The sequence below is a fragment of the Alteromonas ulvae genome, assembly GCF_048987005.1.
Lineage (GTDB): Bacteria > Pseudomonadota > Gammaproteobacteria > Enterobacterales > Alteromonadaceae > Alteromonas.
On record NZ_CP185261.1, the window covers coordinates 3,935,234 to 3,957,227 of the forward strand.

Below are 21,994 nucleotides of genomic sequence, written 5' to 3' on the forward strand. Positions count from 1 at the left end.
GCCGGAACTGCAAGCGCATACTTAGTGTCGTTAGACGCTCCTCAAGATTTTCCAACAAACATTTAGCGCCAAGGATTTACTATGAATAAAAATAATGCGTTATCAATGAATCCAAGCTTTCTTTTTAGCGGCGGCGTTTTTCTGCTTATTTTCGCCATTGTTCACTTTTTATTTGCAGGGCTCATTAGACCTGCTGCCGAAAAAGTCATTGCCAGCACAGGTACGGCCTCTCTATCATCTATCTGGGTTATTTTGAAAGACATTGAACAACAAGTGTGTATTTCCTTAATGCTATTTTGTATTTTTTTGATGGTGTACAAGCTATGGAAACTGCTTGATGAAGAGGAAATTTATTCTCGCGATCTGCTGCCAGACCACAATAAAGATACGCCGCTCGTCATTGATGACGCACTTAACGAGTTATCCTCCTCCTCTTACAGTGATACCCCAGCCTACAGCACGTGGATAAACTGCATTCGACGCTATAAAAACACTAACAATGTACAACACGCCGCCGATGCTATTCATTCATCCATTGATAACATTGCTGCACAACTAGAAAGTGGGAATAACGTTATTCGATACATTATTTGGGCTATCCCCTCTATTGGCTTCGTGGGTACTGTGCGTGGTATTGGCGCGGCCCTTGCTCAAGCTGATGCCGCGCTTGAGGGCGATATTGCTGGAATGACCGCCTCGCTTGGCGTGGCTTTTAACTCTACGCTTGTTGCCCTGTTTATCTCTCTTATTTTAATGCTGCTAATGCACCTACTTAACGGTCGCCAAGATACCATGGTGATACGCACACAAGCATCCTGTGAACGTCACTTGCTCTCACACCTACACAACTAATAGAGCAACGTAAGCATGCCAAAAACCCGTAAACCCGTAGACGGATTTAATCTCGCCTTTCTCGATGTTATGGCATGCGGGTTAGGCGCCGTCATTCTTATATTCATATTGGTCGATTTTAATGCGTTCACACCCACTCCTACTGATGAAAAAGAAAAGCTGGAACGAGAATTAGCGGCAGCACAAACCGAGCAGCAGCAGCTAAAAAAATCGATAGATGAGGTAAACGATAAAATAGCCCTTGAATCGGCCAAGCAAGATGATGTTGAGCAAGCCCAAGAGAATAGTACGCAAGATCAGTCTAAGCTTTTACAAGATATGTCTACCGAAATGGCCGTGGTGGCCGACCTTGAAAATCAGCTAGCCGCCTTATCAAAAGAAGTTGAAAAATCGGCCAATATTCAAATGCAAGGCACCGGCGAGCAGAACTATATAACGGGGCTTAAGATAGAAGGCTCGGACATTGGTATCTTAATCGATAAAAGCGCGTCAATGATGGGAGACAACCTGCTTGATGTGCTCAGCAAACTGGCATTAAACGATGGCCAAAAAGTGTCAACAGCCAAATGGGTACGTACAAAACGAGTGGCGCAATGGATGCTAGCGAGGGTGCCGCAAACATCAAGACTTTCTGTTGTGACCTTTTCGGATACAGCTCAAACACTGGGCATAAGGAAAATCATTAGCGCAAAAGTCAGTGAATCCATGAATGCGATCGTCAAGGATTTAGGTGCAGTGGTACCAGATGGAGGAACGAATCTTCAAGAAGGACTGCGGGTTATGTTTGAAGCTAATTCAAACATAACCGATGTTTACATTGTGACGGACGGTCTGCCAACGCTAGGCGATGGTTTGCCATTGAATTGCAAAAACTTCATCAGTAGTAAAAAGTCTATTTCGTCTGACTGTAGAAAAGCACTGTTTGTAGAAACCGTAAAGCGCGCGAAGAAAGGGGTACATTACAACGTTATTCTACTGCCCATTGAGGGCGATCCTTTTGCAACACCTATGTATTGGGAATGGACCCGAGTAACCAGCGGCACATTTCTTTCACCTGCTCCGGAGTGGCCGTAATGCGGAAAATTCAACGCGCTCCCGTAGAAGTCTTTAACATTGCGTTTTTAGATATTATCTCGTGTGCCTTCGGCGCGGTAATCATGCTGGTGTTGCTTGCAAAAAATGGCACTGAAGATACCGAGCGAGGCCCTAGTAACGTAAGTATTCTTATTGACCAAGTTTTACAGGCACAGGTAAGTGTGGAAACTTTGAAAGGTGCACTTTCAGATAAACAACAAGAGCTTAAATCGGCTCAAAGTAAGACTGCCTCGGTAACCGATAAGCAAAAAAACTTAAACGCCTCTATACCTCGTGCCCAGCAAACCATCACGCAGCTACAAGACAAGGCATCATCACTGAGAGCTGAAATTCGTCAAGCCACCGCCATGTTAAATACGCCGAACTCAACAGATACTCCCGATGATGATGTAGGCGGTATACCTACCGACGCAGAGTATGTCATTTTTGCTATCGATAACTCAGGCTCTATGTCTAATGGAAGTAGCTGGAATAGGGTCATCAACATCGTTAACGATATTCTGCAAAATCACCCTAAAATGAAAGGTTTTCAAATTATGTCAGCCGACGGTGACTTCATGTTTTCAAGTAAAGCTGGGCAATGGTTAGACGACAGGCCAACATTAAGAAAAGCAGCCATGAACCAAATGCAAAGCTTTAAAGGTGGTGCGAGTCAACCTGAAGCGGGTATTTTAAAAGCAATAAAGCTCTATAAAAACACAAAAGGGAAAGTGAGCCTTTATGTATTTGGTGATGACTATCAGCTAAGCAATTTTGATCGCACGGTAACCCAAATCACGCAGGCAAATACTGGGGCGGATGGCAAGCCAATTATACGAATACATGGGGTAGGTTTTAGTCGCGGTAGTGGCAATGCCCAGCGCTTTGGCGCTTTTATGCAAGCCGTTGCCAAGCGAAACCGCGGTGCGTTTATAGGTCAGTATTTTTAATTTAGTATTTTTTAATGAGACGTAAACCCGTTTGTGTTCTCGAGGTTCAGTAACACGGCTTCCTCCTACGTTAAAGAAAATTGCTTATGCCAAGCGAATGCCTTACTTTTAATCAACTCGTTCGCTATTAAAAGGTAATGTATGCGCGGCTTTAAATACTCCTTGCTATTGGTTTTTTTAGTATTCACGTTGCCATCTGAGGCTGAAAACCTTCGGCCAAAGACTCTCAGTGAGATCAAACACTACACCCAAGAAAATCAACAGCAAATACTGCAAGATTTTACGTCTTTCTTAGCCCTGCCCAACGTAAGCGCTAACACACAGGACATGCTGGTTAACGCCAAGTGGATAACCCACTATATTGCGCAAAGAGGGTTTACCTCGGAAGTCGTATCGGCCGGTCGTGCACCTTATATTTTGGCAGAAAAAAGCGTACCGGGTGCGACCAAAACTATTCTGATTTATGCCCATTTTGACGGACAGCCAGTGGAGCCTACTAACTGGGCAACACCACCTTTTACACCTACGCTCATCGATAAACCCATCGAGCGTGGTGGTGAACCCGTTGATTGGGATGGCAAATCGCCACTCAACCCGGAATGGCGACTGGCGGCTCGCTCTGCTGGCGATGACAAAGCCCCAGTCATTGCGCTAATGGCAGCGCTAGACGCAATGAAAGCCCATAACGTAGCGCCTAGCGTGAATATAAAACTTATTTTAGACGGTGAAGAAGAAGTAGGAAGTCCAACCTTAGAAGCTATTTTAAAAGAACACGGCCACAAGATGACGGCCGACCTCATGCTATTTTGCGACGGTCCAATGCACCCAAGCAGAAATAAGCAGCTCGTATTTGGTATGCGCGGCAGCATGACCGTAGATATCACCACTTATGGTGCGTTAAGCCCACTGCATAGCGGTCATTACGGTAATTTCTCTCCCAATCCTACCGATGGATTAATGCGCCTGCTCACCTCAATGACCGACGAGCAGGGCACTATTCTAATTGATGGGTATAACGATGAAGTGCGCCCTATCAGTGAAGTGGAGCGTCAGGCAATCGCAAATATTCCTGCCGTGGATGAGCAGCTTAAATATGACTTAGCCATTGCCGAAAGTTTGGGTAAAACAGTACGAGTAGAAGAAGGCGTACTTAACCCCGCCATTATTGTTAAGGGGCTGCAAGCGGGCGGCGTAGGTAATCAGGCGCGCAATATAATACAGTCAGAAGCCACGGCATCCATTAATATGCGATTGGCTGCAGACCAAACGCCAGCATTCTTGCGCAAAAAAATGGAAGCACACATTAAAAAACAGGGTTATACCATCGTGTATGAACCGCCTAGTGTGGAGTTGCGCAGATCCAACAGCAAAGTTGTGATGCTAGATTGGCGTGCAGGTGCCTACCCTGCCTTTCGCTCAAAAATAGATAGCCCACAAGCAAAAAAATTAGCCGCTATCATGAATAGTATGGATGAGCAGTCCACTATCCTAACCCCAACTCTTGGCGGCAGTTTACCCATCTATTTATTTGAGCAGTCTCTTGATATGCCTATTATTATTCTGCCCATTGCTAATCATGATAATAACCAGCATGGTCGCAATGAAAACCTGCGGTTGCAGAACTTGTGGGATGCGGTAGCAATATATGCCACTATTTTGTCGGAATATGATCGCTAAGCGGGTTTGATCTGACTCATGTTCGCTGTTGCAAGTAAATACAAGAAAGTGGATGAGGGTGAAGAGAGACTCCCGTTGATTAAACGCGAGTCTCTCACCTAACTCCTAACGAGTTATTTGGCTTTGAGCATGCGCTAACAGTGCTGTTAAGCATCGTACGTTATCTATTGCGGCCGTACTGTTCGTGGGACGACACCCAGTCTGACGAGCTTATGGCCGATGCCAGTGATATCTCTCCGGCCAATACTACCGATGCAATGATTTCAGCGAACTTATACACGCGGTCGCGGCCGTAGCAATCAAGTAGTTCCAAACACTCTTTTTGGGTGCCAATGCCGGTGCCGCCTCCATAGGTAGCCACAATTAACGACGGTATGGTAATCGAGACATACAAGTCTCCTTCTTCGGTTAGCTCTGAGTACATAATTGCTGCTGATGACTCGGACACGTTTGCCACGTCTTGCCCTGTGGCTATGAACATTGCAGTGATACCGTTTGGTGAATGCAGGCCAGTATTGTTTACGCCAGATAAGAATGAGCCTACACCCGCCACTCGTCCGTGATAATCAATCTGTTTAGGATCTACCCGCATCACCTCTAGCAAATGCTCACGCTTGATGGTGGCCTCTGCAGTTACGCGCTTACCCCGGGTACGCATAATATTAATTTGTGACGCTTTTTTATCGGTAGCGAAATTCGACTCTAAATAGAAATTCTCAATACCTTCGTAGTGGTCTAGTATCCACCCGCAAGCGGCAAATGTGGCTCTACCTACCATGTTTTGGCCCGCCGCGTCGCCCGTACGGTAATTAAAGCGAAGGAAGGCAAATTTGTTAGACAGAAAGTGGTCGATATACGTTAACTTAGCAATACTTGACGTAGCCTCGGCTTCCTCTCGTATTTTTTCTATATTTTCCTGTACCCATTTCACAAAGTCTCTTGCACCTCGGGCATTTTCAAAGATAAACACAGGCGCCCGCTGCATGGCATCATCTACAACGGTAGCGGTTACGCCACCACTCATGTTTAGCAACTTCATACCGCGATTATACGACGCGACTAATGTACCTTCTGTGGTTGCTAGAGGTACAACAAACTCACCGTTTGCATGCTCGCCATTTATTTTTAGCGGGCCTGCAATGCCAATTGGCACTTGGGCAACGCCAATAAAATGTTCGATGTTGCCCTTCAATTCGTTGGGATCAATCGAATACTGCCCGACATGATTTACTTTATTACCGGTGGCACTTTCGAAATACTGTTGGCGGGTTTTAATAATAGCCTCGCCATAATCATCTAAGTCATCACGAGGAATATGCGCACTGCGCTGCCCCGCTAACGTAATATTGTCCTCTACCTCAAACTTTAACTTACCAAACGGCGATGCAGAAAAGCAGATCCCTAGCTTTCGCTTTTCAGGGCTAGCGTCTTTTTCTATGTCTAAATGCAGCGTGATGGTTTGTCTAAGCGCGAAGGGTTTACCGTCAGATTGATTCAACTCAGCAGCAGATAAAAACGTGTCGTGAGTAAGTTGAAGTGAAATTTTATCTTCTGGAATTCGTTCTCCATCCAAAGAAACCCAATGCAGCTTTTCAATGGTTGCATCTTTCAATCTGTTTTTAAGCGAGAACGACAACCCCGTATTCGTTTTTGATAGGCTGGCGCGTGTGTAGAGTTGTTTTAGTAAAATGCTGGGCACAAACATGAGACTTCCTTATTAGCGTATACGTTTTTTATTTCTCATTTATCTCTTTGGAATTTATTTTTCTATTTTCTATTTGATCTTATCAGGGCACACCCTTGGCTACTGAGTAGCGCTACTGTTTTTATAGCACATTCTTTGTACCGATCTATGACTACTTGCTATTTAATGTAGGTCAATCTTTACTGCTTTATACACATTTTCTAATCTTTTTTTGCGCCACGTTTTTCAAAACTGAGCCAACGCCCTATTTTTATTGGCCTACACCGTACTGGGCCTTCGCCAAATTACACACCAATAATCAATTACCTAAAGTTTATGTGTCGTCGCAACAACGATGATTAGAAGGTATCTGGCAGCAATAATGGAGGCATCAGGGAATACGATGCCAAGGATAAAACGTCTGCACGGAAGAGACAGCCAGGTACCTTTTTCCAAGGCGTATTCGGTTAGATCATTACAAAGAATGTGCACTGCTTAATACCTACAGGTGTAGGGAAAAGGAACAATAATGAGAAAGGGACTATTTCGAAAAGAAGCAATTGACCATCAATCGACGGCCATTTCCGGTCGTTTATTAATGACACCAAAACCAGCCTTTATGTTACTTGCCGCTTTGCTCATGGCGTGGCTTTTAGTGGTTATTGTTTTTCTCATGCACGGTAGCTACGCCAGAAAAACCTCGGTTCAAGGGTGGTTAGAACCTAATGGCGGCGTGTACAAACTTTATGCCGACTCCCGCGGCGGGCAAATATCAGAGCTTTTTGTTTTAGAAGGCCAGTATGTTGAGCGCGGAACATCACTGCTAAAAATAAGCTATGGTGGAAAAAATACATTTGGCGACCCTATAAGTGAAAAGCTTCTGAAGGAGCTCGAAGAAAAACGAAAAAGAACACAAGGGATTATCGATCGTCTCCACGTTCTTCAAAGCGCGGCGTTATATAAGCTTGATGTGTCTCTATCTCATGCCCAAAAAGAGCAGGTAGAATTTAACGATATAGCTGATATTACACGCTCTCAGTATGAGGTAACGCGTGCTCATTTTGAGAAAACCGAATCGCTTTATCATGATGGCCATGTTAGTCATATTGCCTATCAAGAACAAAAGTTAAGAAAACTATCCAGCGAGCAGCAGTTAAAGCGCGCTGTTCAAAACCTCAATACTGCTAACAACAAAATCTCGTCGCTAACTCAGGAGCGAGCATCGCTGCCGATGCAGCAGAAGAATGAGCTGGCGAACTATCAAAATGCACTGAGCGATTTAAATCACCAAATAGTGACTCATAACAGCACCAGTGAGAAGACTATTTACGCGCCTCAAGACGGTATTGTGTCGGGCCTGCATATCAAGCCCGGCTACGACATAAAAGGTAATAACTTACTACTGACTCTGGTGCCACAATTCTCTTCTATGCAGGCACACATGTTAGTGCCCGTTCACTCTGCTGGGTTTATTGACGAAGGACAGTCGCTCAGTATTCGCTATGATGCGTTTCCCTACCAAAAATTTGGTATGCAGTCGGGCAGTATTCTTCGAATCTCTAAAACCTTAATATTGCCTGGTGAATTAAACGATACACCAGTGATTGCGAACCAGCCCGCTTATCTTGTTACTGCCGAGCTTATTAACGAAACACTTGTTGCCTACGGTGAGCATATTCAATTAAAAGCAGGCATGACATTTTCTGCCGACATTGAGCTAAGTCAGCGCACACTAATAGAGTGGTTGTTAGAGCCTCTTTATAGTCTTTCAGGGAGGCTCTAAGCATGTTCGCACAAGCTGCTACACCACTTAATGTTTCGTTTTTCCCCAAGCGTAAAATCCCTATTGTATTGCAAAGCGAAGCGGCTGAATGCGGCCTAGCATGTATCAATATGATTGCGCAATTTTACGGTGACAAACGAGATCTCAACCACCTGCGGCAAACTCTTTCGGTGTCTATGCGCGGTTGCACACTAGCCGATGTTATGAATATTGGTGCATATGTGGGCCTTCAATGTCGTGCTCTAAAAATTGAAATAGAACATTTGCGACAGCTAACCTGCCCCGCTATTTTGCATTGGGATATGAAGCATTTCGTTGTCTTAACACGTGTAAGCAAAAACAAAGTCACAATCAATGACCCTGCTCAAGGCGAGCGGATACTCACCTTTAGCGAAGCCTCTCAATCAATTACTGGTATAGCTCTTGAAGTGTCACTCGCTGACAGCTTTACACCAGTAAGGACTGCCCCTGCGCTAACATTGAAAGACTTTTTCACAAATGCAATCGGCTTTAAGCGAAACCTGCTAACGCTTATTGCCCTGTCTATCTTATTACAACTGTTTGCGCTTGCCGGGCCTTACTACATGCAAACGGTAGTAGATGATGTGCTGATTTATAGCAACGATGCACTTCTCAATGCACTAGTGATTGGCTTTGCTTTATTGTTGGTCATTGAAATAGCCACCTACGTATTACGTAAGCTGCTGGTATTGTCCGTATCTATGCGCTTGCAGCTGCAACTTTCCGCTTCGGTTTTTAAGCATCTTCTCTCACTACCTTTAGACTATTTCGCCAAACGGCATGTGGGTGATGTTGTCTCTCGATTTAGCTCGCTCAGTCAGATAAGAGAATTTTTAACTACTGGGGTAGTTACCGCCTTGCTTGATGGTTTACTGGCCGTTATTACCTTGGTGGTAATGGCTGTGTATTCAGTAAAGCTTACCGCGTTAGTTGTTGCGGTAATGGCGCTATATATTGCCTGTCGCCTTGGTGTGCTTTCGCTTATAAAACGGCTAACCTCTGAGAGAATAGGCCTTGCGGCAACGGAGCAAAGTCACTTCATTGAAAGTATGCGCGGTATTCTGCCCATTCGGGTATATAACCAAGAAGTACAGCGCCACAGCCATTGGCAAAATAAGCTCGTTGCAACACTAAATAAAGATATTAGTCTGGGCAAACTCAACACTGCCAATGACGCTGTAAATAAAGCCATGTTTGGCCTAGAAAACCTCGTTGTTATTTACCTTGGCGCCCTGCTCGTCATTGACAGCACCATGAGCATTGGAATGCTATTGGCCTTTATTGCTTATAAAACCCGTTTTACCAGCGCGGTAGATGGCGTTATGAATAGCATTATTGAATTTAAAATGTTGAGTGTTCACTTTACTCGCTTAGGCGATATTGTATTAACTCAACCAGACACTCATTCGCCTGTGAAATCTGCGGAACTCTCATCTTATAGTCTGCAAACTCATCTATCTCAACATCGACGATCTAAAAAGCCTAAAGCAATCGTTAACTCTCAATCAGATGGAGTAACAACAAGTGAGGCAGAAGTATCGAGAGGCGCCGACGTTACTTCGAGAAGCTCAACTGCCTACACAAGTAAGGACTTCGCGCTCATAGCAAAAAGCATCAGCTTTCGATATAGCGAAGCTAGCGAGCCTATTTTTAAACACATCGATTTAGAGGTACGTCGAGGCGATATTATTGCTATTACTGGTGATAGTGGCTGTGGCAAAAGCACGCTTATCAAATGTCTTATGGCGCTTTATAAGGTTTGTGAAGGGAGCGTTAGCCACCAGCATCACACCACGCGACATGGGCAGTGCAAAATAGCGTCGGTACTACAGGAAGACACGCTGCTAAACGGTAGTATTGCAGAGAACATCAGCTGTTTTTCAGAAACGCCTTGTTTTGAGCAGATTATTCACGCCGCTCAGCTGGCATGTATTCATGAAGAAATAGCGGTGATGCCTATGCAATATCACTCTTTGGTGGGCGATATGGGAAGTAGTTTAAGTGGCGGGCAAAAGCAGCGCCTATTACTTGCTCGGGCCCTTTACCAATGCCCAGACATTTTATTTTTAGATGAAGCAAGTAGCCATCTTGATATGGCAAACGAGGACAAAATTAATCGCCACCTGAAAGCGCTGCATATCACTCGCATTATAGTTGCTCATCGCCCCCAATCCATTGCCATTGCAGATACGGTTTACCGATTAACGAATTCAAGCTTGCAGCCTTTACCCCCCTCAATCAAAGAAACAGAGCCAGTAGATACCCCTATGGAGAACATCAATGAAAACACATGAAGTGAGAGAAAATAACGTCCTAATGACCGAATCTGAGCGAATGCAGATTGAGGCCCAAGGTATTACATCAAGCGGCACACTTATCCCCATAAAGTGTTTGTCAAAACGAGAGCTTCAAGTTGTTCACAAAATAATGGGGGGATGCTCGAACAAGCTAATTGCAGATCAGCTATTTATCAGTGAGCGAACGGTTAAATTCCACTGCGCGAATATTTATAAAAAGCTCAATATCACCAGTCGAACCGCACTGATTGCCGGCTGCTTCAGAACCCTTTACCGCGAAGTTGTCGCGCACTAGCGCAACGACTCCACTTTAACCCACGCCAATACAAGGAGCGTAATCAATGAAAGACCAACAACAAACCGTAATACTAGCAGAAGAGCAACTATTTGTTGTATCCGGCGGCCGCACGTACCAAGCTGAAGGTATAAAACCTCCAACCTTTGCGTTACCCAGCCTGCCGATTTATAAGGAGCCAATTTATATCACCATGGCTATTGGTGAAGGCGGGGGCCCCTTACCGGATATACTTGCTTAGCCCTTCTAATACCTGCCAAGCGTCGTTTAACCAGCTGTAAACACGCTTAGGCAGCATATTGTGCGGCAAATCGCAGTCAGTTTATGCTCTTCGATGCTGGTCTTCAATGCATAACTATTAACGCAGGTATCGACGTAAAAAAGAGCATGACGCCCTTTACACTTTTCAGCTTTTTTACATTTTTCGTGCAAAAAGGAAACCGCATGTACATTGGACTTATTGGCGACGAGAACGATGCGCAGCTCATCCATTTGGCGAGCGCGCTAACCCAACAAAGCACACCCTATTTTATTGCTAATACAGCCTATTTTGGCAGTCAGTGGACCATTAGTTTTGACCCAGATTGTAATGAAGGATATTTATATTTTGCGTCATCTCAGTTTAAGCCCCAACAAAGAGTCATGTTTTCAGCAGTTAGGGCAGTGTACTGGCACCAGTACCTTCCTACGAAAACAATAATAGCGGGATCTGACTCCCCCGTATCATCAAAAAGTGTGCAGCAAACAGCCGCTCAAACCATGTGGGTTGAACAAGAGTTATCAAGCACTCTTTTGTGCTGGTTTACGTACCATGGTACAAAATGGGTGAACTCCATAGACGCCGTGCGCTCTCATCAGTGCAAACCCATGCAGTTAAGTATTGCGTCGCAACAAGGCGCGAATATTCCCTATTCTTTTGTCGGCAATGCCCCTGAGGCCGCGGCGCAATTTTGCAGTAATTTGCAGGAGGTGGTTTACAAACCAGTGCGGGGCGGCAAAGTCGCGCAGTTTGTCAATAAAACAGAACATCTACGGCCGTTACTGACTACCTTGCTATCGCAACGCCCCGTTACCTTTCAAAAGTATATAAGCGGTACGAATATTAGAAGCTACGTGCTAGGCAATGAAGTGGTCAGTGTTCGCATCGACTCGGATGAGTTGGACTATAGAAATGATGATTGCGCTACGCCAATAATTGCAGTGATACCGCAAGACATTAAACGCTTAGCAGTGAGAATATGCAAAGCGCTTGGCATGCATTGGTGCGCTATTGATTGGCGAAGAACCAACAAGAATACGTACTTTTTCTTAGAGGCTAACCCAAGTCCTTTTTTTCTTAAAGTTGAACGCGACACGGGTATAGACATCACAGGAAGGCTGCTGAAACTGTTAACTGTATAAATAGCTGCCTGTGCAGTATCCATGCACTATCTATTAATTCGAGCGGTATACTTATTCACGCGTGAGTTAGTGTAGTAACACGCTCCCATTAACTGACAGGTATTAAGGCATGCGTCAGCATTGCTATAATAAAAAACCCAACTGTAACTCGTTGGGTTTTAAAGCTCGTTTTTTAGATTCCACTTCATTTCTAGAGAACCAGAAATGGTGCACTCACTAGGTCGTACCCACTTTGAATTACAAAATAAAGCGTGAAAGATCTTCGTTATCAACCAAGGTTTCTAAGTGGCTGTTAACATAATCAGCATCAATCACAAATGATTCACCACTTTTTTCCGATGCATCATAAGAAATATCTTCCATCAACCGCTCTAACACAGTGTGAAGTCGACGAGCGCCAATATTCTCAGTGCGTTCGTTTACCTGCCACGCCGCTTCTGCAATACGCTGAATACCAGAATCTTCGAAGGTTACAGTAACCCCTTCGGTTTTCATTAGCGCAATATACTGCTGAGTTAACGACGCGCTTGGCTCGGTAAGAATGCGCTTAAAATCATCCACTTTTAGCGCCGATAATTCAACACGGATAGGCAAACGCCCCTGAAGCTCAGGAATAAGATCCGAGGGCTTACTCATTTGGAATGCGCCAGAGGTAATAAACAAAATGTGGTCTGTTCTTACCATACCATGCTTTGTTGAAACCGTAGAGCCTTCAACAAGCGGTAACAGGTCGCGCTGCACGCCTTCTCGCGATACGTCACCCGAATTATTGCCTTCGCGCTTACAAATTTTGTCAATTTCATCGACGAAAACAATGCCGTGCTGCTCTACCGACTCAATGGCCTTTTCTTTCAAGTCTTCTTGATTAACCAAGCGCGCTGCTTCTTCTTCAATCAGCATCTTAAACGCGTCTTTAATTTTCAGCTTTTTCTTTTTCTTCTGTGAACCAGATAGGTTTTGGAACATACCTTGAAGCTGGTTTGTCATTTCTTCCATACCAGGGGGTGCCATTATCTCTACGCCTACCTGTGGAAGTGCAACATCAATTTCTATCTCTTTGTCGTCTAGCTCACCTTGACGAAGCTTTTTACGAAATGCCTGACGCGTGCCGCGATCTTCTACTTCTTCCTTATTACCCCAAGCGTCTTCCGGAGGTGGAAGCAAGGCATCGAGAATGCGCTCTTCCGCGGCTTCTTCAGCGCGGAACTTCACTTTCTTCATTTCGTTTTCTTTGGTCATCTTCACGGCGATATCGGCAAGGTCGCGAATAATAGTTTCGACTTCCTTACCCACATAACCCACTTCGGTGAACTTTGTCGCCTCTACCTTGATAAAAGGTGCGTTGGCAAGCTTGGCCAATCGGCGAGCGATTTCGGTTTTTCCCACACCCGTTGGCCCAATCATAAGAATATTTTTAGGTGTCACTTCTTGGCGCAACTCAGGCTCTAATTGCATTCGGCGCCAGCGGTTGCGAAGCGCAATAGATACGGCCCGCTTAGCATCTTGTTGACCGATAATATGACGGTCTAACTCGTGAACAATCTCTCTTGGTGTCATTTCAGACATGAATAAACCCTTTTATAAAACAAGCTCGGTTTGCGCGCTATGAAAACACCGAAGCATCGGTTTGCGCTGTTAAAGACGAGCAACAACTTAGCGATTGCCAGTCTAATGCACTAACAAGCTCAGTAATTAATAATTTAGTACATCAACCGTTTGGCTATGGTTAGTGAATACGCAAATATCGCCCGCAATGGTCAATGCCTTTTCTGCGATGTCTTTTGCACTTAACTCGGTGTTTTCTAACATAGCGATTGCTGCAGCTTGGGCGTAATTGCCACCAGAACCAATCGCAATAAGATCGCTTTCTGGCTGAACCACATCGCCGTTTCCAGTAATAATAAACGACGCGGTCTCGTCTGCGACGGCTAGCAGTGCTTCAAGTTTTCGAAGCGCCCTGTCAGTTCGCCAGTCTTTGGCTAATTCAACGGCAGCTTTTGTCAAATGGCCTTGATGCGCCTCAAGCTTAGATTCGAAGCGTTCAAACAAGGTAAATGCGTCGGCAGTACCACCAGCGAACCCAGCTAATATTTTGTCGTGATACAAGCGGCGCACTTTACGTGCATTGCCTTTCATCACCGTATTTCCAAGTGATACCTGACCATCGCCGGCCATTACCACTTGATTTCCACGTCGTACAGATACAATCGTTGTCACGTTCATTCCCCGTTTTGGCTGGGAGCTAGTGCCACTTGGTCAACACCTTAGCGGCATAACTTATCAATTCAATAAACCTTAAGTGGGGGGACGGTTTATAATTTCAAGGGGCTGGAGAATTTGTACGCATACCTATTTTATCTATTATAAATTCCAATACCAAATTTGACAGGTCGCAATGTTGACTTTACGCAGGCTATGTTTCGCTTTTTCTGCATCTCGCTTAGACTCGAAGGGCCCCAAAATAACGCGAAACCATTCTCCGTTACTTCCGGAGCTTTGGCGAATAAGTGCCTCTAAACCTTGGAAAGCGATTTTCGCTTTCATTTCTTCCGCTTGAGCACGGGTTCTAAACGAGGCACATTGCATAAGATAGCGCTTGTCAGACTTCTCTTGGGCCTGAACATCTACCTCAACTTCATAGCCAGGCAGGGTTTTGATATATTCCCATTCTTCTTCAGGTAATTTTGGCAAGGCTTCTTCTGTGGGCGCAATGGGACGTATGGTTTGCGTATCTACATCATCTTCTACGTTGTCTTTAATTGACCATAAAAACACGCCAAAACCCAGTACTAGAGCAACAATAATCGCTATTCTAAACATCGGCAAAGTATGTAAGCTTGGCGCACTGGACTGTCGGCTGCTCGCATGGCTATTGGAACGACTATTAGCTTTGCCTGGCGCTTTCTTTGGCGCTTTTTTATTTTGTTGTGAGCGTCCACGGGAGACGTAATCGCGTTGAGCCATAGTTGGCAATATTCCTACATGTTTGTCGCTAAAGCACTCAATTTGACATTTAATGCTACGTATTCTGATGCCAAGAATGTTAACGTATTGCTCGTTAACAAGCTAACTGAAATCTGTTGGGTCAACATCCACCGACCATCGCACTTTTGTCGCCTGAGGGAGTGCCTGCAAAAACGGTAGTGACTGGCGCAATACGCCATGAAGTGGAGCCCGCTTGTTGTGGCTGCATATCAACATAAACCGAAAGCGTCCCTGTCGTTTTTCTATCAACGATGGAAAAGGGCCACTCATTTCTATGTCATTGTTGCTCGCCGCAAAGACATTGCGGCTTCCACTTAAAAAGGCAAATGCCAACGCACTGTCAGCAGCTTCACAGCGCACCACAAATTGACTGATATAAGGGGGAAGGCCTGCCGCTTTTCGCTCCATTAATGCATGGCGAGCAAAATGGCCATAGCCGTTATTCACTAAATCTTGTAACAGCGGATGATGGGGGTTGTGAGTTTGCAACCACATTTCGCCGGGCTTGCTGGCTCTTCCTGCGCGCCCTGCAAGCTGAGTGACTAGCTGTGCTAATTTTTCAGGCGCTCTAAAGTCGGCGCTAAACAAGGCGCCATCGCAATCAAGCACGGCCACAAGCGTAACGTGAGGAAAGTGATGCCCTTTAGACAATATCTGAGTGCCAATAAGTAACTGGTACTCCTGACGATTAATGGCATCTAACGTTTGATGAAGTTTATCCTTTCCTCGCACCGTATCGCTATCAATACGCACTTGCTTAACATCTGGAAACAATGAGGCTAGCCCGTCTTCCACTTGCTCTGTGCCAGTGCCTGCAGTGACAAGGGACGAGCTGTGACACGCCTCACACTGCCTTGGCATTGCTCTAGTGCCAGCGCAGTGGTGACACTGTAACCGATTGTGCGACTTATGCACGGTGTAGGGTCTGTCACATCGCTTGCAGGTGACCGTTTCACCACAATGGTGGCACAATAACGCCGGCGCGTATCCGCGACGATTCACAAATACCAGCACTTGGTTTCCCGCATTAATATGCTGGCGCATAATGGTTAATAGCGCTTGGGATATACCGTAATGCAAAGGCTGATCTCGCGCATCTAGAAGGTGTTGGTGAGTATTCTGTGCACCACCTGCTCGGCGGGTAAGGTGTAAATGGGCGTACCGACCACCTAAAGCGTTATTAAGGCTTTCTAAAGCGGGGGTTGCACTACCTAACAGTAAAGGAATACTGTGTTGTTTCGCTCGCATCGCCGCCAAGTCGCGGGCGTGATAGCGAAGCCCGTCTTGCTGCTTAAACGACTCATCATGTTCTTCATCCACAATGATCATCCCTGGGTTAGCAAGAGGAGTGAAAATTGCTGAACGGGTTCCGATGACGATGCCTAGCTCACCAGATTTTGCCCGCTGCCATACCCGCAGCCGAGCTTTATCAGAAAGCTGGGAGTGCAATACCCCAACATCGATACTGAAACGCTTCTCAAAGCGAGATACGGTTTGTGGGGTAAGCCCAATTTCGGGTACCAGAATAAGAATTTGTTTACCGGCTTGTAGTAAGGGCTCGATGGCCTGTAAGTAGACCTCAGTTTTTCCGCTTCCCGTCACGCCTTCAAGCAAACTGACGGCAAATTTACCCTGCTGCTGATTAAGCGCTGCAATGGCAACAGACTGCTCGGTATCGGGAATAGGCTTTTCATCAATGCGAATGGTCGATAGCCATGCTTGCTCGCGCACTTCAGGCACCACATCAACCACTTCGGCAAGTGACTTATCAATGACGGACTTGACCGCTGGGGCGCCAAAAAACTTACGACTTTGCTGCGCTGACAAACTGGATTTTTGTAGCGCCTCAAAAAGTGCTTTTTGTTTTGGTGCTCGTACTAATGCATCAGATGAAGTCTGTGCACCCGTGTCAGTCAGCCGTATTCTCTCTTCTGGCAATACTTGCGCTGTTTCACCCTTTCTCAATAAAACAGGAAGCATAGTGTGAAGCACTTCACCGGGTGCATGATGATAGTATTGCCACAGCCACTGTGCCATTTTCAAAAGCACTGCATCGATGACAGGAGCTTCATCTATTACAGTGTCTATAGCCTTTAATTTGTCGGCATTCTCTATCTCTGGGGCGTCTTTGTTTGGCTCGTCAACAACGATACCCACCAGCTTTCTCGGGCCAAATGGCACGCATACCCGCACGCCTGCTGCCAAATCGCAATGGTGCGTATAGGTAAACAACTGTCGCAGTGGCACTGGTACCGCAACACAAATATAAGCCATGTTAAAAACGCATCTCCGCTGCTAATGTCCTCGTTGTAATTACTATGGCCGTGTAACTAGCCTTAATGTACAAAGCGCACTGTAAACAAGAATGAATACTCACAATCAATGCGAGAGTTAAGATATAGGATATTTAAACACAGTTTTCATCGCTGCCATAAAACCATCTCAATTAGTTTTAGAGTACCGTACTAAATCCTATATTTTGAACCTATATTTTTGACCCTATCTTTCTCGCTTTGGTCACTTGATACCAGTCCTCATAGATAGTTACCCACTCATAAAACCCTTGATCGCTGGCGCAGCATCCTTTATTATCCGCCGCTCTTTTGCGATGGGCTGTTCCAAGAACTGCTCATCATTTGAATATTAAGTTACGTATGGTGTTTGGCTTCGGGCGAAATAGCGATACGGCCTTATTGTGAGGTAATCCCATGAAACAAGGTATCCACCCAGAATACGCTGAAATGACAGCAACATGCTCTTGCGGAAACGTAATGAAAATCCGCTCTACAATGGGTAAAGACATCAACCTAGACGTATGTTCTTCTTGTCACCCATTCTACACTGGCAAGCAACGTAACGTTGATACTGGTGGCCGTGTTGATCGCTTCAAGAAGCGTTTCGGTGCACTTAGCAAGAAATAAGCTTCGTACTTTTTTAAGTATTGAGTTGGAAAAGCGCCTTAGGGCGCTTTTTTATTGCCTGCTTTTTAGATGGATTTTGAATGACCAGCTCCATGGACTTCTGCAAAAACAGAAGATAGAACCGCCAATGAGCGACAAAGAGAACGGGTATCATAGTGCGCAAGCACTAGAAAACACTGGCAATGCGTTGATAGACCTCAGATATGAAGATCTAATGAGTGACGTTTCTAGCCAAATGCCTCTCCCAATCTCCCTGACTTTGTTTTGCGCACGCCTCCTCACTATCAAAACGCACAGATACAGGCTTCGACTTAATTCCTTCTAGCGCTATTTCTACCTGCGTTATAAATGTCGTTTCCCAGTTTTGTTCAAGGGCACGGTTGCGATCTATTTCGGTGTCAAACACGGCCACAATCTCTGGATTGCGCCAATGCCCTAAATGAGTGAGCCAAACAAAGCCATTGTCTTGTTTTTTTAGCCCCTCGCAAACCTCAGTAAGCTCTCTGATTAATCGACGTTCTGTCATATTTTCGCATTCACCGTTTTTATTCATTAAAGCCGCTAACCCAAAGCTTCAGCATTAGAATTTATATTTGTTAGCGCTGCTCTCTTTACTGGATAGCTAGCTCTTCAACAGTTTTCTTTATTTCAGGTTTCTCTCTGACAGTTACTCTATGCCAAGCACATTTTCGCCGGTCTTGTTGACTCGCTATTTTAATTTTGACTCATTATTTTAAAGACGGTACGAATACAGAATAAATATCAGGGTGAGATTACGAGTGGTCATTTAATCACCACACTCATGCCAGCTTCCAACACCGCATCAAGATAAGCCTCATTCATCAATGCCTGACGCTGCTTTCTTCTGATACTCATTTTTCGCTTCTCAGCGCGTAACATATTCAAGCCGAAGTGTCGCATCGTGGCAAGATTGGCTGCTGCATTACCACGGTATATCTGGCACGCATCCTCACTTAAGCTCACATCCAGCACCCAGTGCAGCTGGTTTTCAATACACCAATGCTCGCGTACTGCCTGGGACAGCCTTTCTGCGGTAAGGTCGGCTGAGCTGATAAAATAACGTTGCTCTAACACCGCACGCTTGTGCTTTTCCACCCGGTAAGTCGTTGCCATGCCTAAGGTTGTCAGCGCTGGCCAGGCAGCTTTGAGTTTTTCCGGTAATTCGCTGGCCGGACAGACCTGGAATTCACGGTACTCTAGACGCCCACGGTTCTTTTCCAGTGACTGCGCTGCACTATCTTTATGCGCTTTACCCGCAAAGACTTGTTTTACTGCATCGTGCAGATGACCTTGGTTGCCTTTAACCGTCAACAGGTAATCAGCTTTTTTATCTACTATCTGCTGCGCTATCTCTTTCTGGCATCCCATTGCATCCAAACTGACCAGGCATCCTTTAAGCTCCAGCAAGTTAAGTAGCTGAGGTATCGCCGTAATTTCGTTGCTCTTCTCGTCCGTTTTAACCTGGCCCATTACCACACCATTGGCGCTGGCAAAGGCGCTAACCATATGAATAGAAGAGCAGCGGTCTTCCCGGTTGTAGGAGCCGCGAAGCGTTTTGCCGTCGATTGCGACCACCTGACCATCGGTAAGCTCTGTACAAGCCTGCATCCAACTGGCAAAGCAGCGCTGCAAGGCTTCGCTGTCCAGCAGTGACATCACCCGCGCGATGGTGTCGTGTACCGGCAAACCCAGTTTAAAAAAGCCATGTTCTTGCAGCCAGTCAAAGCGGTTTTCGCCGAAATCTTCAATATCTTCCCAGCCCTCACAGCCAGCAATGACTGCGCAAAGCGTTAAAAACACTACGTCAAACAAGGGGTAAACGACCTTAGCGGCTTGCCTTGGGTCTTCTAATTCTGAAAAGTGCTCTGCAAAAATATCGATGTTCATAAACTGGCTCCGCGTAAAAGCCAGTATCTGATCACAGCTGAAGATCGGGGTCAATCAGTTATGCTAAAGTGCGTACTAAATGTTCGTGATCTTGCCCTGGAATAAATATGAGATAAAAAATAAACATAATATGTATGAATGACAAACATAGTCTGCTTTTACTGGTCTAACGAGTTTCTCTCACCTACATTAATCATGACCCATTAACGTAGTTAAGTTGCACAATAGAACACGCCCTAGTAACTCTGATCAGATATGTACTCCACCATGGCCTGTGTTAGTGTTACCACGTGTGCTTAAGCAAGAATAACACAGATAAATAACACGGATAACAGTCCGGATTTGATGCAGCTAGCCTTTAAAAAAATGGCCAGTAGGCGCTACCCTTTAAACATATAGCAATATCCATGAACCCTACACTCAAGGAATCTATTTCACATGTCAGATTTTAGACAACGCGCTCTCGATTATCACGCCAAGCCAACGCCAGGAAAAATAAGCGTTGAACTATCGACACCCGCAGACAGCGTTGATGATTTAGCGCTTGCTTACAGCCCCGGTGTTGCCGAGCCAGTAAGAGAAATAGCTGAAGACCCAGACAACGCCTACAAATATACGGCTAAAGGCAATTTGGTGGCGGTGATCAGTAATGGTACTGCTATTTTAGGATTAGGTAATTTAGGTCCGCTAGCATCAAAACCAGTAATGGAAGGAAAAGCCCTGCTGTTTAAGCGTTTTGCTGGCATAGACGCTATTGATATTGAAGTGACACACAGAACTACCGAAGAGTTTATCAATACGGTAGCGAATATTGCCGATACGTTTGGCGGTATCAATCTTGAAGATATTAAAGCGCCAGAGTGCTTTGAAATAGAGCAAGAGCTGATTAAGCGTTGCAAAATTCCCGTCTTTCACGATGACCAACACGGCACCGCCATTGTCACCGCAGCCGGAATGCTTAACGCACTAGAAATTCAGGGCAAAAATATCGAAAATGCCAAAATTGTCTGTCTTGGCGCAGGAGCTGCTGCCGTGGCCTGTATGGAGTTGCTAATAAAATGCGGTGCGCAGCGTGAGCGTATTTACATGCTCGACAGAAAAGGAGTGATACACACTCGTCGCGAAGACTTAACAGAGCATAAATCGTTATTTGCTAACAACACCGACAAGCGAACCCTAGAAGACGTAATGGACGGTGCAGATATATTCGTGGGCGTATCTGGTCCAGATCTTCTTCCCCCGGAAACATTAGCGCTTATGGCCGATAACCCCATTGTGTTTGCTTGTTCTAACCCCGACCCTGAAATCAGGCCAGATCTTGCGCATGCGGTACGAAACGATTTGATTATGGCAACCGGCCGCTCGGATTATCCAAACCAGGTCAATAATGTACTTTGTTTTCCGTTTATTTTCCGTGGTGCGTTAGATGTTAGAGCCAGTGCTATCAACGACGAAATGAAAGTAGCCGCCGTGGAAGCGCTTCGCGCTATCACAAAAGAAGCAGTTCCTGCTGAGGTACTTGCCGCAAGCAACAGCAAAAGTCTCAGTTTCGGAAAAGACTATATTATTCCTAAACCTATGGACCCACGCTTGTGCGAGCGTATTGCCAGTGCAGTATCAAAAGCCGCTATCGACTCTGGTGTTGCTGGTATTATAAACGCTCAGCCTTAAGCACTAGGTTTAATACGGCGTTCTTGTTACGCGCTAACACCTAAGCATGACGCTGTCACATTGTCATGCTTAGGTGTATTGGTTCAATACTATTCTTCCGTCGGCTCATTTTCAAAGCTCGGGTCAATACCCATCTCTTCCATAATTCTTCTTGCCTCTGCGGGGACTCTGTTGCCATTGTCTTTGCGCAAATCATCATCGTTGGGCAAGGGCTGACCTGTGAACGCATGAAGAAATGCTTCGCATAGCAATTCTGAGTTAGTCGCGTGTCGCAAGTTATTAATTTGGCGACGGGTGCGTTCGTCAGTTAACGCTTTAAGCACATTAATCGGTATTGAAACAGTGACTTTTTTTACCTGTTCGCTTTTCTTACCGTGTTCTGCGTAGGGGTGTATATATTTACCGTTCCATTCTGCCATAGTACTAATTCGGTCTTGTTCTACTTGTATTATGAGGTGAAAGTCTAAACGAGTTA

At 45.3% G+C, this 21,994-nt stretch carries 19 protein-coding genes; 11 read left to right on the forward strand and 8 right to left on the reverse strand.

Going from position 1 to position 21,994, the window contains the following annotated elements; genetic code table 11:
* Nucleotides 1–81 precede the first annotated feature (81 nt).
* The 4 genes from ACOJR9_RS17015 (at nt 82) to ACOJR9_RS17030 (ending at nt 4,553) form a co-directional block, all read left to right on the forward strand.
* Nucleotides 82–852: a MotA/TolQ/ExbB proton channel family protein gene (locus ACOJR9_RS17015; protein WP_420934077.1), complete on the forward strand. Its 771-nt coding sequence runs from the start codon at nt 82–84 to the stop codon at nt 850–852.
* 15 nt (nt 853–867) lie between these two features.
* Entirely contained in the window at nt 868–1,926 is a 1,059-nt protein-coding gene (locus ACOJR9_RS17020) for a VWA domain-containing protein (protein WP_420934078.1), read from the forward strand.
* On the forward strand, nt 1,926–2,876 hold the full coding sequence (locus tag ACOJR9_RS17025; protein ID WP_420934079.1) for a VWA domain-containing protein: 951 nt from the start codon (nt 1,926–1,928) through the stop codon (nt 2,874–2,876). Before ACOJR9_RS17020 ends, ACOJR9_RS17025 begins: the two co-directional genes overlap by 1 nt.
* 141 nt (nt 2,877–3,017) lie before the next feature.
* Nucleotides 3,018–4,553, forward strand: a complete 1,536-nt coding sequence (locus ACOJR9_RS17030) for a M20/M25/M40 family metallo-hydrolase (RefSeq protein ID WP_420934080.1) — start codon at nt 3,018–3,020, stop codon at nt 4,551–4,553.
* Nucleotides 4,554–4,713: 160 nt separating this feature from the next.
* On the opposite strand, the gene ACOJR9_RS17035 is transcribed toward ACOJR9_RS17030, so the two are convergent.
* A complete protein-coding gene (locus tag ACOJR9_RS17035) occupies nt 4,714–6,258 on the reverse strand; it encodes a hydroxymethylglutaryl-CoA reductase (protein ID WP_420934081.1) in 1,545 nt (514 codons plus the stop codon).
* Nucleotides 6,259–6,766: 508 nt separating this feature from the next.
* Here ACOJR9_RS17035 and ACOJR9_RS17040 point away from each other — a divergent pair.
* From ACOJR9_RS17040 to ACOJR9_RS17060, 5 genes are all read left to right on the forward strand, one after another.
* Nucleotides 6,767–8,020 (forward strand): HlyD family secretion protein, encoded by a 1,254-nt coding sequence (locus tag ACOJR9_RS17040; protein WP_420934082.1) that lies wholly within the window; start codon nt 6,767–6,769, stop codon nt 8,018–8,020.
* Nucleotides 8,021–8,022: 2 nt separating this feature from the next.
* Complete coding sequence (locus tag ACOJR9_RS17045) at nt 8,023–10,335, forward strand: peptidase domain-containing ABC transporter (RefSeq protein WP_420934083.1); 2,313 nt, start codon at nt 8,023–8,025, stop codon at nt 10,333–10,335.
* Nucleotides 10,322–10,633 carry a helix-turn-helix domain-containing protein gene (locus ACOJR9_RS17050; protein ID WP_420934084.1) on the forward strand — a complete coding sequence of 104 codons (312 nt, stop codon included), beginning with the start codon at nt 10,322–10,324 and terminating at the stop codon, nt 10,631–10,633. Before ACOJR9_RS17045 ends, ACOJR9_RS17050 begins: the two co-directional genes overlap by 14 nt.
* A 46-nt stretch (nt 10,634–10,679) precedes the next feature.
* On the forward strand, nt 10,680–10,874 hold the full coding sequence (locus ACOJR9_RS17055; protein ID WP_420934085.1) for a hypothetical protein: 195 nt from the start codon (nt 10,680–10,682) through the stop codon (nt 10,872–10,874).
* 203 nt (nt 10,875–11,077) lie between these two features.
* Nucleotides 11,078–12,034: an ATP-grasp domain-containing protein gene (locus ACOJR9_RS17060; RefSeq protein ID WP_420934086.1), complete on the forward strand. Its 957-nt coding sequence runs from the start codon at nt 11,078–11,080 to the stop codon at nt 12,032–12,034.
* A gap of 237 nt (nt 12,035–12,271) precedes the next feature.
* Here the strand turns inward: ACOJR9_RS17060 and hslU are convergent, their stop codons facing one another.
* The 4 genes from hslU to priA form a co-directional block, all read right to left on the reverse strand.
* Entirely contained in the window at nt 12,272–13,600 is a 1,329-nt protein-coding gene (gene hslU, locus ACOJR9_RS17065; protein WP_420934087.1) for an HslU--HslV peptidase ATPase subunit, read from the reverse strand.
* 126 nt (nt 13,601–13,726) lie between these two features.
* A complete protein-coding gene (gene hslV, locus ACOJR9_RS17070; RefSeq protein WP_420934088.1) occupies nt 13,727–14,257 on the reverse strand; it encodes an ATP-dependent protease subunit HslV in 531 nt (176 codons plus the stop codon).
* Between the two features lie 138 nt (nt 14,258–14,395).
* Nucleotides 14,396–14,998 carry an SPOR domain-containing protein gene (locus ACOJR9_RS17075; RefSeq protein ID WP_420934089.1) on the reverse strand — a complete coding sequence of 201 codons (603 nt, stop codon included), beginning with the start codon at nt 14,996–14,998 and terminating at the stop codon, nt 14,396–14,398.
* Between the two features lie 102 nt (nt 14,999–15,100).
* The gene (gene priA, locus ACOJR9_RS17080) at nt 15,101–17,293 is read right to left on the reverse strand and encodes a primosomal protein N' (RefSeq protein ID WP_420934090.1); all 2,193 of its coding nucleotides are present in this window, start codon (nt 17,291–17,293) and stop codon (nt 15,101–15,103) included.
* Nucleotides 17,294–17,727: 434 nt separating this feature from the next.
* Here priA and rpmE point away from each other — a divergent pair, with 434 nt between their 5' ends.
* On the forward strand, nt 17,728–17,940 hold the full coding sequence (gene rpmE, locus ACOJR9_RS17085; protein WP_032094946.1) for a 50S ribosomal protein L31: 213 nt from the start codon (nt 17,728–17,730) through the stop codon (nt 17,938–17,940).
* 211 nt (nt 17,941–18,151) lie between these two features.
* On the opposite strand, the gene ACOJR9_RS17090 is transcribed toward rpmE, so the two are convergent.
* Together ACOJR9_RS17090 and ACOJR9_RS17095 are read right to left on the reverse strand one after the other, a co-directional pair.
* Nucleotides 18,152–18,493, reverse strand: coding sequence for a hypothetical protein (locus ACOJR9_RS17090; protein ID WP_420934091.1), 342 nt, complete (start codon nt 18,491–18,493; stop codon nt 18,152–18,154).
* Nucleotides 18,494–18,723: 230 nt separating this feature from the next.
* Nucleotides 18,724–19,848 (reverse strand): ISAs1 family transposase, encoded by a 1,125-nt coding sequence (locus ACOJR9_RS17095; protein ID WP_420934092.1) that lies wholly within the window; start codon nt 19,846–19,848, stop codon nt 18,724–18,726.
* Between the two features lie 438 nt (nt 19,849–20,286).
* On the opposite strand from ACOJR9_RS17095, the gene ACOJR9_RS17100 reads away from it, so the two are divergent.
* Nucleotides 20,287–21,519, forward strand: coding sequence for a malic enzyme-like NAD(P)-binding protein (locus tag ACOJR9_RS17100; RefSeq protein ID WP_420934093.1), 1,233 nt, complete (start codon nt 20,287–20,289; stop codon nt 21,517–21,519).
* Nucleotides 21,520–21,608: 89 nt separating this feature from the next.
* Here the strand turns inward: ACOJR9_RS17100 and metJ are convergent, their stop codons facing one another.
* Nucleotides 21,609–21,938, reverse strand: coding sequence for a met regulon transcriptional regulator MetJ (gene metJ, locus ACOJR9_RS17105; protein ID WP_032094948.1), 330 nt, complete (start codon nt 21,936–21,938; stop codon nt 21,609–21,611).
* Nucleotides 21,939–21,994: the final 56 nt, after the last annotated feature.